Annotated in this window: 14 protein-coding genes; 6 read left to right on the forward strand and 8 right to left on the reverse strand. The window is 67.1% G+C overall.

The annotated features are described in order from the left end of the window. Positions 1-106 precede the first annotated feature (106 nt). From ACFXNW_RS24700 to ACFXNW_RS24720, 5 genes are all read right to left on the reverse strand, one after another. On the reverse strand, positions 107-556 hold the full coding sequence (locus ACFXNW_RS24700; protein ID WP_379420169.1) for a nitroreductase family deazaflavin-dependent oxidoreductase: 450 nt from the start codon (positions 554-556) through the stop codon (positions 107-109). Between the two features lie 97 nt (positions 557-653). Beyond that, positions 654-1,799, reverse strand: coding sequence for a DUF5925 domain-containing protein (locus ACFXNW_RS24705; RefSeq protein WP_379420170.1), 1,146 nt, complete (start codon positions 1,797-1,799; stop codon positions 654-656). A gap of 117 nt (positions 1,800-1,916) precedes the next feature. Then, positions 1,917-3,338 (reverse strand): NAD(P)(+) transhydrogenase (Re/Si-specific) subunit beta, encoded by a 1,422-nt coding sequence (locus ACFXNW_RS24710; protein ID WP_379420171.1) that lies wholly within the window; start codon positions 3,336-3,338, stop codon positions 1,917-1,919. A gap of 4 nt (positions 3,339-3,342) precedes the next feature. Next, the gene (locus ACFXNW_RS24715; protein WP_163825992.1) at positions 3,343-3,657 is read right to left on the reverse strand and encodes an NAD(P) transhydrogenase subunit alpha; all 315 of its coding nucleotides are present in this window, start codon (positions 3,655-3,657) and stop codon (positions 3,343-3,345) included. Next, entirely contained in the window at positions 3,657-4,775 is a 1,119-nt protein-coding gene (locus tag ACFXNW_RS24720; RefSeq protein WP_379420172.1) for a Re/Si-specific NAD(P)(+) transhydrogenase subunit alpha, read from the reverse strand. Before ACFXNW_RS24720 ends, ACFXNW_RS24715 begins: the two co-directional genes overlap by 1 nt. A gap of 357 nt (positions 4,776-5,132) precedes the next feature. On the opposite strand from ACFXNW_RS24720, the gene ACFXNW_RS24725 reads away from it, so the two are divergent. From ACFXNW_RS24725 to ACFXNW_RS24735, 3 genes are read left to right on the forward strand one after another with little or no spacing between them, the layout of a single operon-like run. Beyond that, positions 5,133-5,630 (forward strand): HIT family protein, encoded by a 498-nt coding sequence (locus ACFXNW_RS24725; protein WP_379420173.1) that lies wholly within the window; start codon positions 5,133-5,135, stop codon positions 5,628-5,630. After that, positions 5,627-6,463, forward strand: a complete 837-nt coding sequence (locus ACFXNW_RS24730; RefSeq protein WP_379420174.1) for a maleylpyruvate isomerase family mycothiol-dependent enzyme — start codon at positions 5,627-5,629, stop codon at positions 6,461-6,463. Before ACFXNW_RS24725 ends, ACFXNW_RS24730 begins: the two co-directional genes overlap by 4 nt. A gap of 5 nt (positions 6,464-6,468) precedes the next feature. After that, positions 6,469-7,107 (forward strand): Type 1 glutamine amidotransferase-like domain-containing protein, encoded by a 639-nt coding sequence (locus ACFXNW_RS24735; protein ID WP_379420175.1) that lies wholly within the window; start codon positions 6,469-6,471, stop codon positions 7,105-7,107. 133 nt (positions 7,108-7,240) lie between these two features. On the opposite strand, the gene ACFXNW_RS24740 is transcribed toward ACFXNW_RS24735, so the two are convergent. Both ACFXNW_RS24740 and ACFXNW_RS24745 read right to left on the reverse strand, forming a co-directional pair. Next, on the reverse strand, positions 7,241-7,735 hold the full coding sequence (locus tag ACFXNW_RS24740) for a GtrA family protein (protein ID WP_379420176.1): 495 nt from the start codon (positions 7,733-7,735) through the stop codon (positions 7,241-7,243). A gap of 58 nt (positions 7,736-7,793) precedes the next feature. Continuing rightward, entirely contained in the window at positions 7,794-8,120 is a 327-nt protein-coding gene (locus ACFXNW_RS24745; protein WP_379420177.1) for a hypothetical protein, read from the reverse strand. Between the two features lie 122 nt (positions 8,121-8,242). Here ACFXNW_RS24745 and ACFXNW_RS24750 point away from each other — a divergent pair, with 122 nt between their 5' ends. Both ACFXNW_RS24750 and ACFXNW_RS24755 read left to right on the forward strand, forming a co-directional pair. Further along, positions 8,243-9,607 carry an FAD-binding oxidoreductase gene (locus ACFXNW_RS24750; protein ID WP_379420378.1) on the forward strand — a complete coding sequence of 455 codons (1,365 nt, stop codon included), beginning with the start codon at positions 8,243-8,245 and terminating at the stop codon, positions 9,605-9,607. Next, positions 9,607-9,945: a GNAT family N-acetyltransferase gene (locus ACFXNW_RS24755; protein WP_379420379.1), complete on the forward strand. Its 339-nt coding sequence runs from the start codon at positions 9,607-9,609 to the stop codon at positions 9,943-9,945. The genes ACFXNW_RS24750 and ACFXNW_RS24755 overlap by 1 nt, the downstream gene beginning before the upstream one ends. A gap of 63 nt (positions 9,946-10,008) precedes the next feature. On the opposite strand, the gene ACFXNW_RS24760 is transcribed toward ACFXNW_RS24755, so the two are convergent. Further along, positions 10,009-11,334 (reverse strand): serine hydrolase domain-containing protein, encoded by a 1,326-nt coding sequence (locus ACFXNW_RS24760; RefSeq protein ID WP_379420178.1) that lies wholly within the window; start codon positions 11,332-11,334, stop codon positions 10,009-10,011. A gap of 55 nt (positions 11,335-11,389) precedes the next feature. On the opposite strand from ACFXNW_RS24760, the gene ACFXNW_RS24765 reads away from it, so the two are divergent. Beyond that, a complete protein-coding gene (locus tag ACFXNW_RS24765) occupies positions 11,390-11,872 on the forward strand; it encodes an SRPBCC family protein (protein ID WP_379420179.1) in 483 nt (160 codons plus the stop codon). Positions 11,873-12,016: the final 144 nt, after the last annotated feature.

Here is a 12,016-nt window from a genome sequence, read left to right on the forward strand (position 1 = left end):
TGGGATGCCCACGCGCTGCCGGGTCACCGCGCGCTGCCGGGACAATGCACCCATCCGGGGCATCTGCCGCGTCGAGCCACTGTGCTGAGCCTGGTACCGAGTTCGTTCAAGCCCGCATCGACAGCTCGACCATCGGCACCGTATCGATACCCCGGCCCGTCGCCTCCTCGATGATGCCGCCCAGCTCCTGATAGGCCTTGGGATGGCGGACCTGGTATCCGGCCAGCACCGCCGCGGTCTCCTCGATATCGAGCATGCGCGCGATCGCCGTCTCCCGGTAGCGCCATCCGACGCTCACCCGGCATCGTGGTTCGGCCAGCAGATTCCGGTACCACTGCGAGGTCGCGCCGAATCCGGAGGCGATGACGACGGTGTCGGCGTCGGGCCGGTCGACGGTCTCCAGCACCACGTACCGCACCTGCCCTGATGTGCGGCCGACGTGCTCGAGCATCATCAACCGACCACCGAACAGGAACCCGAGGCGCGCCCGGAACACCCAGATGGGTGACCGCACGAACCACCGCGTCCGCAACAGCTTCGCTCCGGCACTCGGCATGCAGAGACGGTAACAGTGGTCGTCGGCGATCCCCGTCTGCGACTCGAGGTGTTGCGCGAAATACGGTGTGCCTTCGCACTATCCGGGGTCCGAGCCTCTACAGGTAGAGACCCGATTCGACCGGTGCGGGCAGGGTCGTGATCCGGTCGGCGCCATCGCGCAAGGCGATCAGTTCGGCCAGCGATGCGCCACCGGCAGGCACCTCCACCCGATCGGCGTGCTCGCCCAGCCAGTCCCGCGATTCGGAATGGCTCAGCCGACCCACCTCGAGTTGGGCCAGGCAGCGTCCCGGCCGGGTGACCGCCGGATGCAAGCGCGACAGATCCTCATTGGTGGTGATCGCGACCAGCACATCCCTGCCCTGGCCGAGCATGCCGTCGGTGAGATTCAGCAGCCGGGAAAGGCCCTGACCCGCCGACTCTTTCGCCTCGGCACGAATCAGCTCGTCACAATCCTCCAGCACCAGCAGCCGCCAGCGTCCCGCACCCTGTTCGCCGCCGTCGGCGCCCATCGTCGCCGACATCAGATATCCGGGCCGGGAGAACAGGATCTCCGGGTCGAGCACGCAATCGGCCTGGCACCACTGGCCCCAGGAGCGAGCGAGCGCTCGCAGCGCGGTCGTCTTGCCGGTCCCCGGCGGGCCGTGCAGCAGCAACAGCCGACCGCGGACGTCGGCCGCACCCAACGCCATCAGCCGATCCAGTGTGGCGGCCACCGGTCCGGCGTAATTGTCTCGGATATCGGGCCAGGCGGGGGTCGACACGTCGAGCACGCGCCTGCGTGGGCCCTGTTGTTCATCGAGATGCCAGAAGCCCATCTTGATGACGTCGTCGGAGGTGGCTTCCTCCACCGCGTCGTGGGTCGACTCGGTCATGATCCGCTCGGCCAGCTCATCGTCGGTGGCGACCACCTCGACGACGCCGCTGCGGTCCTCCCAGCGATCCGAGCGCAGCGTCCACCCGTCACCATGCACGAGGACCGAAACGCTGCCGCCGTCGTTGATCATCCGCGAAACGGTCGAGCCTGCGGGCCGCAGCAAGGCCTGCGGGCGGACCCGTTCCAGATGCATCTTCCGGTAGCAGGGCAGCGCACCGCGCGCGAACGGCGTCAACGCGAGAACGTCGAGGACATCGCGCGCGGAATAGTAGGAATCGAGCCGGACCGACCAGTCGAGACCGCCGGTGGCATCCGCGGATGCCTCCGGCGAGCCGACCAGGCGCAGAGCTTCACTGTGTTCGAACATCGCCACCATGCTTCGCGCTGGAACGGTGCACGTCCAGCGAATATCGGGTCACGGACAGCGCGACGGCCCGACGTCCGCTCGGGACGACGGGCCGCGTGCGCGGGAAAACCGCGTGGACTAGAGCGCCTTGAGTTCTTCGGTGACTTCACCGACGGACTTCTTGGCGTCACCGAACAACATGGAGGTGTGGTCGGCGTAGAACAGCGGGTTGTCGATGCCTGCGAAGCCGGAGTTCATCGAGCGTTTGAGCACGATGACCGATTTCGCGTGGTCGACGTTGAGGACGGGCATGCCGTAAATGGGGCTGTTGGCGTCCTCGCGGGCCGAGGGGTTGGTGACGTCGTTGGCGCCGATGATGAGGGCGACATCGGTGCGGGAGAACTCGCCGTTGATGTCGTCCATTTCCTTCATCGCGTCGTAGGACACCTCGGCCTCGGCCAGCAGCACGTTCATATGGCCGGGCATACGACCGGCGACCGGATGAATGGCGTACTTGACCTCGACACCCTTGGCCTCCAGCAGCGCCGCCATCTCCTTGACCGCGTGCTGGGCCTGCGCCACGGCCATACCGTAGCCGGGCACCACGATGACCTGATTGGCGTAGGCCATCTGGATCGCGGCATCGGCGGCGGAGGTGGCCTTGGCCTGCTTGGCCTCGCCGCCACCGGAAGCGGCCGCGGCGCCACCGCCACCGCCGAACCCGCCGGCCACGATCGCCGGGATGGACCGGTTCATCGCCTTGGCCATCAGGTTGGTCAGGATGGTGCCGGACGCGCCGACGATCATGCCCGCCACGATCATGGCGGTGTTGTTCAACGCCAGACCCGCCGCCGCCGCGGACAGGCCGGTCAGGGCGTTGAGCAGCGAGATGACCACGGGCATATCGGCGCCGCCGATGGGCAGCACCACCATCAGGCCGAGGATGCCCGCGAGCACCAGCACCGCGACCATCCACCACTGCGAGGCGCCACCATCGGCGGCCTTCACACCGATGAACACCGCCGCGGCGATCGCACCGACCAGCAGCAGCAGGTTCAGCGGCTGCTGAAGCTTGCCGAGACCGATCGGACGGCCGGGCAGGATCTCCTGCAGTTTGCCGAACGCGATCAGCGAACCCCAGAACGAGATCGAACCGATCACGGCCGCGAACAGCGAACCGATCACGATGTGCACGGTCGGTTCCTCACCGTGGGTGAAGTTCGAGAACCCGGTGGTGTCGAGGAATTCCGCCCACGCGATGAGCGCGACCGTGCCACCACCGACACCGTTGAACGCCGCCACCAGCTGCGGCATCTCGGTCATCTTGGTGAACTTGGCCGGCGGCACACCCAGCGCCACACCGACCACCAGGCCGGCGATGATGAGGATCCAGTTACCGGTGTCACGCACCGCGATCAGCGTCGCGACGACCGCCAGCGCCATACCGGCCGCGGCGATCCAGTTGCCGCGCACCGCGGTCTTCGGGCCGGTCAGGCCCATCAGACCGTAGATGAACAGCGAGAACGCGACGATGTAGAGAATATTGACCAGGTTGTCCATCGGTTTACTCGCTCGCCTTCTGCGCGGCCGGCTTCTTGCCCTTGAACATGCCGAGCATGCGGTCGGTCACCACGAAACCACCGATGACGTTCAAGGTTCCGAACACCACGGCAACGAACAGGATGATCTGCATCCCCACCGACGGGTCCTCGACCTTGCCCAGGGTCACCAGCGCACCGAGCACGACGATGCCGTGAATGGCGTTGGTGCCCGACATCAGCGGAGTGTGCAGGGTGTTGGGCACCTTGGAGATGACCGCGAACCCGACGAACCCGGACAGCACCAGGATCGCGATATTGGCAAGCAGTTCGGTGTACATCAGTTCTCCACCTCACGCGTCACGCAGGAATCGGCGAGCACCTGATCATCGAAATCAGGGGCGATCTTGCCGTCGACCAGCATCAATTCCAGCAGTGCCGCAATGTTCTTCGAATACAGCTCGCTGGCATGCTCGGGCATGGTCGCGGGCAGGTTCAGCGGCGAGCAGATCGTGACACCGTGCTTGACGACGGTCTCGCCGGGCTCGGTCAGCTCACAGTTACCACCGGTCTCACCGGCCAGGTCGACGATCACACTGCCGGGCTTCATACCCTCCACCGCGGCGGCGGTGACCAGGCGCGGCGCGGGGCGTCCCGGCACCAGCGCGGTAGTGATGACGACGTCGAAGCTCTTGATGGCGTCTTCGAGGGCCTGCTGCTGCTGAGCCTTCTCCTCGTCGGTGAGTTCACGGGCGTACCCGCCCTCACCAGCAGCGTCGATACCGAGATCGAGCCACTGCGAGCCGACCGAACGCACCTGATCGGCCACCTCGGGACGCACGTCATAGCCGGTGGTACGCCCGCCCAAGCGCTTGGCCGTGGCCAACGCCTGCAAACCTGCCACACCCACGCCGAGCACCAGCACGGTCGCCGGCTTCACGGTGCCCGCCGCGGTGGTGAGCATCGGGAAGAAGCGGGTCGACTCCGACGCCGCGAGCAGCACAGCCTTGTAGCCGGCCACGTTCGCCTGCGAGGACAGCGCGTCCATCACCTGTGCACGCGAAATACGCGGAATCGCCTCCACCGCAAAGGCCTGGACCCCTGCCGATTTCAGCGCACCGATCTGGTTGTCGGCGTTGCGCGGGGCCAGGAACCCGATCAGCGTCTGCCCGGAGGCCAGCTTCGCCACCTCGCCGTCGCTCGGCGGCGCGACCTTGGCCACGACCTCGGCCGACCACGGATCACCGATGGTCGCACCGGCCTCGACATAGGCCTCGTCGGGGATGAGCGCGCCGAGTCCGGCACCGGATTCCACGACCACCTGCACGCCCTGTTTCACCAGAGCCGGAATGATCTTGGGTACCAATGCGACACGTCGTTCGCCCGCACCGGTTTCGCGAACGACTCCGACACGCGCTCCGCGCGGGGACTCCTCGCCCACGTTTTGCGTTGTCTCCACCTGTCAGACTTCCTTCTCGTGCTGGCTTAGCTCCACCGAATCGACTCAGCGCCGCTGAACGACGGCCGAACGAAGTTACTGAAGAGTAAGTTCCACCAAATCCTCGCAACTGTACCCGGCTCGCGGTGAGCTTAGCTGAGAGCCCCATCACACACGGACGGCCGGTTAGGGTTGCCTTTCGGACTCAGATCGTGACGAAGCAGGGCAAACGGCACAAGACCGTACGTCCACGTCGGTTACATACCTATGGGTAGGTTGCCCGGTCGGGCGGCCACGAATGCAGGGACCGTGACACGCATCACCCCGATCGCCGGGCGCGGGGTGTTCCAGGCCACTCGTACGCCGTATGGTCGCCGTGTGAACGACTGCGCCTTCTGCCGCATCGTGGCGGGTGAAGCTCCGGCGACCAAGGTGTACGAGGACGACACCCTGTGCGCGTTTCTCGACATCCGTCCGATCGCTCGCGGCCACACGCTGGTCGTGCCCAAACGTCACGCCACCGAACTCGAGGACCTCGATCCCGAGACCGGCGCCGAGCTGTTCCGCGCCGGACATCGGCTGGCGCTGGCGATCCGGCGCGGTGGCTTGGCCGCCGACGGCGCCAACCTCATCCTCAACGACGGCACCGCGGCCTTCCAGACCGTGCCGCACGTCCATCTGCATGTCGTGCCACGTCGACACGGTGACAAGCTGCGCTTCGCGGCCGGATTCTTGCTGCGCAGGCCCCATGAGCCCGAATCCACCGCCGCCGCGATCCGCACCGGACTCACCGTACTCGACGCCGAAACTGCATCCGCCGCAACCGAACTCGACATCGAACAGCCCGGCACGGGGGAAGGAACCGCACCACGATGACCGATACGCCGAATCAAGCCGAGCTCGCCGCACTGCTACCCGAGCAGTGGGAGTCCATCGCCGCCCTCGTCGATGGCCTGGACGAGCACGTCTGGCGCAAGCCGACGACGCTGCCGGGGTGGACAGTCTTCGATGTGGTGGCCCATATCGTCGGCACCGAGGCGTTCCTGCTCGGCGAGAAGCCACCGGCGCGCGATCGTTCGCAGCCCGATATCGATGTGCACACCCTGCCGCATGTGCGCAACGAGACCGCGGTGTTCAACGAGATCTGGATCCAGCGGCTGCGCCCGCTCACCGGATCCGCACTGCTGCAACGGTTCCGGGATGTCACCGAACGCAGGCGCAAGGCGCTGACCGAGATGGACAACACGCAGTGGCAGGCACAGAGCCAGTCGCCGATCGGCCCGGTGAGCTACGGGCGGTTCATGCGGGTGCGGCTGTTCGACTGCTGGATGCACGAATTGGATATCGCCGACGCGCTCGGTGTGCGGGTCGACGAGGGCGGGGCACGCGGTGAGCTGGCCCTGGCCGAGTTCCTCCAGACCGTGCCCAGGGTGATCGCCAAGGTGATCAAAGCTCCGGAAGGTTCCCGGATCACCTTCGAACTGACCGGGCCGCTGGCCCGCACCCTCCATATCGCGGTCGAGGGCCGGGCCCGCTACGTGGACGCCCTCGACGGCCCGCCCACCACGACCGTCACCCTGGATTCCGGGCTGCTGGTGCGGCTCGGCGGCGGCCGTGTCACCGCCGATTCGCGCATGGGCGAGATCGGCATCACCGGCGACGACGACCTGGGCAGGCAGCTGGTGCGCAAGCTCGCCTTCACCATCTGAGCCCGGTGCGGCTGTTCCTGGCGTCCTACCGATTCGGCGCGCATTACGACCGGCTCGCCGCGCTCGCCGGTGCGCCGGGGCGGGTCGCGGTGATCGGCAACGCCTGCGATGCCTGGCCTGCCGCCCGTGCCGCGGCGATCACCAGCGATCTGGTTCCGCTGCGCCGGTTGGGATATCAGGCCGAGGAAGTCGATCTGCGCGAGTATGCCGGGCGGACCGAGCAGTTGGCGGCGAGGCTGGCTGATTTCCCGCTGGTGTGGGTGCGCGGAGGAAACACCTTCGTGCTGCGTGCCCAATTCGCCCGCAGCGGAGCCGATCTCGTCATCCCGGAATTACTCGCCGCCGACGCGTTGGTGTACGCGGGCTACAGCGCCGGCGCCTGTGTCCTCGCGCCCGATCTGCACGGCCTGGAAACCGCCGATGATCCCGCCGAGGTCCGGCCCGTCTGCGGCATCGAGCCGCGCTGGGACGGGCTCGGCCTCATCGACCGGCCGATCGTCCCGCATATCGATTCCGCGACCGATCCCGACGGAGACGGCAATCGCCTGGCCGCCGCCTATCAGGCCGCAGGGGTCACGCACTGGGCACTCACCGATGACGACGTGGTCGTTGTCGACGGAGAGACGGTGCGCTGCTTCTGCTGAACGGCGGGCGCCGACCCCGGCCCGCCGAGCTGCCCGGGGGTCGCGATCGCCGACGTGCCGTGTATGACCGGGCTGGTGATGCGCGCGGACTCGAGCATCGCCTTGCGGCTGCTCATCGCCGGATGCCGCGGCATCACGCCTCCTCCGGCACGCGATCCGCACGCCGGAACACCACCCACCGCATCGCGCTGTACATATAGACCGCCTCACAAGCCCCCGCCGCCAGTCGGGCCAGGTGGTATTCGAGGCCGAGCGCGGTCAGACCGGTACTCACCCCGAGGATGAACGCCAGATAGTTGACCACCACGACCGCCACGTACACCGCGGCCTGGCGCCCTATCGGGGCGTGGGAGTGGAAGTTGAAGGTGCGGTTGAGTAGGAACGCAAGTCCGAACGCGCATACATAACCGACCGTCACCGACACCCACAGCGGCCGGCCGACCCCGCTGTGTAAAGCGGTGAGCAGCAGCAGGTCGACGCCGAAGGTGAAGCTGTTGATCAGCGCGAAACCCAGGAACGTCGGTGCGACGATCCGGTCCAGCCCCCACGGCAGCCGCGCGACCACGGCCTCGCACAAACGAGTGAAACGGTCGGCCAGGGTATCGGTGGCGACGGCCAGATCATGCACGGCGGCCAGAGTGCCAGCGGCAGGTGTCTGCCAGGTGATCACCCGGCAAACGCGCAGGTCAGGCCATTTGAGCCTGGGTGCCGGCGGACCCCTCGTCCAGTGCCGTCCACGCGGTGAGGCAGCGGCGCCTTGTCACGTCGTCGGCCTCGGTCAGCAATGCGTCGAGCAGCACCCGTGGATCCTGCTGCCATTGCGCGGTGACCGCGGCGACGGTATCGACGCCGAACATCCCGGACCGATCCAGCGCGCCCGCCCATTCGGCGTGCTCACCCGCGTGTACGCGGCGCAGCGTCTCCGGATCGACTCCGCCGTCGACGAATTCGGCGGAGAACATCGCGGCCACCAGCTCCCGGCAACTCTGCGGTTCGACTTGCTTCAACGCCATCCCTCCGCCCGACCAGTGCGCAAACCCCGACAGTGAATTGTCTCCTCCCAGCCCGTCGCGGGCCACTCGGGCGCGCGACATCACATTCGGTGGCTTGCGCGGGCGGTACTGGCCCTAGTGTTATCGACGTGGACCTGCATGAACTGATCGACTCCCTGCCCGAAGGTGCGGTGGTCACCGACCCCGATCTGCTCGACGGCTACCGGCACGACTGGGCCCGCGATCCCGATGCAGGCACCCCGCTGGCCGTGGTCAGGGCCACCAGCACCGCCGACGTCGCGGCGACACTCCGGTGGGCGAACTCGCATCGAGTACCGGTGGTGCCGCGCGGGGCGGGATCGGGACTGTCCGGTGGGGCGACCGCGGTGGACGGTGGGATCGTGCTGTGCACCGAGCGGATGCGAGAGATCAGCGTGGACCCGGTGACACGCACCGCGGTGGTGCAACCCGGCCTGCTCAACGCCGAGGTCAAACGCGCCGTGGCCGAGCACGGGCTCTGGTATCCGCCGGATCCGTCCTCGTTCGAGATGTGCTCGATCGGCGGCAATGCCGCGACCAACGCGGGCGGGCTGTGCTGTGTGAAATACGGCGTGACCACCGACTACGTGCTCGGCATGGAGGTCGTGCTCGCCGACGGGACGCCGGTGCGGCTCGGCGGGCCGCGGCTGAAGGATTCCGCGGGCCTGTCGCTGACCAAGCTGTTCGTCGGCAGCGAGGGCACCCTCGGCGTCATCACCGAACTCACCCTGCGGCTGCTGCCCGCGCAGCCGCCGCAGAGCACCGTCGTGGCCTCCTTCGGCACGCTCACAGCGGCGACCGAGGCGATCCTGTCGATCACCGGCGCGCTGCGCCCGGCAATGCTCGAGTTCATGGACACCGTGGCGATCAACGCGGTGGAGGACGAGATGCGAATGGGCCTCGACCGCGAAGCTGCCGCGCTGCTTGTCGCGCGCTCGGACGCGCCCGGCGCGTTCGCCGCCCACGAGGCACAGATCATGGTCGCAGCGTGCGAGAAGGCGGGCGCCACCGAGGTGTTCCACACCGAGGACGCCGATGAAGGTGATGCCTTCACTGCGGCCCGGCGTTTCGCGATTCCGGCCGTCGAGCGGCTCGGGCCGCTGCTGCTCGAAGACGTCGGCGTGCCGCTGCCTCGGCTCGGCGACTTGGTCAACGGCATCGCCGACATCGCCGAACGCAACGATGTCCTGGTCTCGGTGATCGCGCACGCAGGCGACGGCAACACCCATCCGCTGATCGTGCACGACCCCACCGATCCGGAGATGACCGAGCGCGCCCACCGCGCCTTCGGCGAGATCATGGATCTGGCCATCGCGCTCGGTGGCACCATCACCGGCGAACACGGCGTCGGCAGGCTCAAAAAGGCCTGGCTGCCCGATCAGCTCGGCCCCGATGTGATGGCCCTGACCTCCCGCATCAAAGACGCGCTCGACCCGCACGGCATTCTCAACCCCGGCGCCATCCTGTGATCGAATCGACCACATCCGGAACAACCGCGCCGGAGAAGGAGTTCCACCCAGATATGACCACCAGGCTCGAACACAATGTCGCCGATACTCGCTTCGAGATCTACATCGACGACACCCTCGCTGGTTACGCCGACTACGCCGAACGCGAGGACGCCAAGGTCCGCGACTTCCACCACACCATGACATTCCCGGAATTCCGTGGCCGTGGTGTGGCCGCCCAGGTGGTCGAATACGCCCTCGCCGATTCCAGGGACAACGGTTTCTCCGTGGTCCCCACCTGCTGGTATGTCGACCAGTACATCGGCTCGCATCCGGAGTACTCCGCGCTCGTCGGCTGAACGCTGCCATCGAGCCCGGTCCGAGGTTGTTCAGCTGGACCGGACTCGCGGCCGGGCGCGGATTCAGCCCGCGCGCGCGATGGTGCGGAAGACCTCGAAGGTTTCGGTCTCGTCCTGCGAGGTGCCGTAATCGCTGAGCTTCACGATGACGGTGCCGCTGGGCGGGTCGACGTAGATGTACTGACCGTAGACGCCGATGGCGGACAGGTCCGCGCCGTCGCCGCCGTCCGGATGCCACCACTGCGCCGCATAGCCCTCGTCGGAGATCCGGTGCGGTGACGGTGTGCTGATGCGCTCGATCCAGGCCGGCGGAATGATCTGGTTGTCCCCGACACGTCCGCCGTCGGCCACCAGCTGCCCGATCCTGGCGAAATCGCGAGCCGTGGCATTGAGGCAGCAGAAGGCCTTCTCCTGGCCGCCGCTGCGATCGAGGTTCCACAGCGCGTCGCGCTCGGCGCCGATGGGCGCCCAGATATCGCGGGCCAGCAGCTCACCCAGCGGCGTTCCGGTGACCCGCGCCAATGCCATGCCGAGCAGCTGGGTATCGACGCTGCGGTAATCGCCGGTGCTGCCGGGCGGAAAGATCAGCGTGCGGTGCTGTTCGACGAATTCGGCGAGGTCGGTGGTGAGGTACATGCGGGCGGTGCCGGTGAACGGCGCCCATTTGTTGTAGTTCTCCGACACATCGACACCGGAACTCATATCGAGCAGATCGCCGATGGTGACCTTGTCGTAGTCGCCACCTGTGGCGAGTTCGGGCAGCAGGTCGACGAGCCGGTCGTCCTCACGCATCTGCCCCGCGTCGATGGCGCGCCCGATCAGCAACGACACCACCGATTTCGCGACCGACCAGGACGACTGCTTCGTGGTCTCGGTGACACCGTCGCGGTACCACTCGTGGATCACCGCACCGTCGCGCAGCACCACGAACGAATTCGTCTTGGTCGTGTCGAGGAACTCGGACAGTGGGATCTGCGATCCCTTCCACGGCACGGTCTCCGGCATCGGCACGTCCGCGGTCGGCAACGGCCGCGGATTCGGCGACGCGGGCACCGTCCGAGAGGCGAACAGCTCACCTTGTGTGGACGGCGGATCGAACATCAGCTGGACCAACGTCGGGGGCGAGGGTAGCGACATGATCGCGGTCGCCCCGAACGCGGCACCGATCAGCACCAGCACCGTCGCTGTGACACCGATGGCGGTGCGCAGCAGGTATGTGCGTCTGCGTGACGGCTGCGGTGCCGACGCGTTCATGAACGGTCCTCGCTCTCCAGTTCGTTCGGCGAGACCGGCGTTCACAGCGGCCGAGAGCGCCTCGATCATCGTATCCAGGCTGAGCCGCCCTGGCTCGGCGGCGTGTACCCAACGACCGATTGGGCCGATGAACATAATTAGAATGTATGCTCTACATCGTTATAGAACGTACCTTCCAATTGGAGCCGAGATGGCCGTCATCAATATCCACAGCCGAACGCTGCCCGCACCGTTGTCGCAGGTAGGCGTACTGATTGATGCCCTCGCGGGCAACGGCGACCGACTCTGGCCGATCAGCGGCTGGCCGCCGATGCGATTCGATCGCTGCCTCGAAGTCGGCGCGGTCGGCGGGCACGGGCCGGTGCGGTACACCGTCGAGGGCTACCAGCCAGGACGGTGGGTGCGATTCCGATTCACGGGCCCGCGCGGCTTCGACGGCTTTCACGAATTCACCGTCCACGACGCGGGCGACGGCACGACGACGCTGCGCCACCTATTGGCCATGCACGCCCGGGGACCGGCCCGCCTCACCTGGCCACTGGCATACCGGTGGTTGCATGACGCCCTTCTGGAGGACGGGCTCGACCGGGCTCAGCGCGATATCACCGGACAGCTCCCCCGCCCCGCCCGCTGGAGCCGCTACGTTCGCCTCCTCCGCACATTCGCCGGTTGACGCCCGGAGGCACGGATACCGATGCGGCACAAACGAAACCGCCCCGGACGACCGCTCCTTATGGAGCGATCGCCCGGGGCGGTCGTCGAGCTCATGGAGCAGCCCCAGATACCACTGGCGGCAGTGCGACGGCCCGGCAGACGC

Source organism: Nocardia sp. NPDC059180 (assembly GCF_042754945.1).
In the GTDB taxonomy this organism is placed as follows: Bacteria; Actinomycetota; Actinomycetes; order Mycobacteriales; family Mycobacteriaceae; genus Nocardia.

Coding starts and splice junctions, on each gene's coding strand:
- ACFXNW_RS24705 (WP_379420170.1), bottom strand. CDS start 1,799: ATGTTCGAACACAGTGAAGCTCTGCGCCTGGTCGGCTCGCCGGAGGCA.
- ACFXNW_RS24715 (WP_163825992.1), bottom strand. CDS start 3,657: ATGTACACCGAACTGCTTGCCAATATCGCGATCCTGGTGCTGTCCGGG.
- ACFXNW_RS24760 (WP_379420178.1), bottom strand. CDS start 11,334: ATGTTCATCGGCCCAATCGGTCGTTGGGTACACGCCGCCGAGCCAGGG.
- ACFXNW_RS24745 (WP_379420177.1), bottom strand. CDS start 8,120: ATGGCGTTGAAGCAAGTCGAACCGCAGAGTTGCCGGGAGCTGGTGGCC.
- ACFXNW_RS24710 (WP_379420171.1), bottom strand. CDS start 3,338: ATGGACAACCTGGTCAATATTCTCTACATCGTCGCGTTCTCGCTGTTC.
- ACFXNW_RS24700 (WP_379420169.1), bottom strand. CDS start 556: ATGCCGAGTGCCGGAGCGAAGCTGTTGCGGACGCGGTGGTTCGTGCGG.
- ACFXNW_RS24765 (WP_379420179.1), top strand. CDS start 11,390: ATGGCCGTCATCAATATCCACAGCCGAACGCTGCCCGCACCGTTGTCG.
- ACFXNW_RS24730 (WP_379420174.1), top strand. CDS start 5,627: ATGACCGATACGCCGAATCAAGCCGAGCTCGCCGCACTGCTACCCGAG.